The sequence below is a fragment of the Arcobacter sp. CECT 8989 genome, assembly GCF_004116715.1.
Classification (GTDB): Bacteria; Campylobacterota; Campylobacteria; order Campylobacterales; family Arcobacteraceae; genus Halarcobacter.
Genome location: NZ_PDKE01000145.1, coordinates 1 through 382, shown reverse-complemented (window position 1 = coordinate 382; position 382 = coordinate 1). Strand labels below are relative to the sequence as shown.

General features: G+C 53.4%; 1 protein-coding gene. It reads right to left on the bottom strand.

The genetic code is table 11. The annotated features are described in order from the left end of the window. The coding region (locus CRV02_RS14755; RefSeq protein ID WP_129090924.1) for a YqaJ viral recombinase family protein at positions 1 to 341 on the bottom strand (341 nt) is incomplete at its 3' end. Positions 342 to 382 lie beyond the last annotated feature (41 nt).

The following is a 382-nucleotide window of genomic DNA, read 5'->3' as shown; positions in this document are numbered from 1 at the left end:
GTACGCATACTTTCGTCGCGATAGATGATCGGGGATTCAGTAACATTCACGCCGGAAGTGAATTCAAACAGGGTTCTGGCGTCGTTCTCGTACTGTTTTCCCCAGGCCAGTGCTTTAGCGTTAACTTCCGGAGCCACACCGGTGCAAACCTCAGCAAGCAGGGTGTGGAAGTAGGACATTTTCATGTCAGGCCCCTTCTTTCCGGAGCGGGGTTTTGCTATCACGTTGTGAACTTCTGAAGCGGTGATGACGCCGAGCCGTAATTTGTGCCACGCATCATCCCCCTGTTCGACAGCTCTCACATCGATCCCGGTACGCTGCAGGATAATGTCCGGTGTCATGCTGCCACCTTCTGCTCTGCGGCTTTCTGTTTCAGGAATCC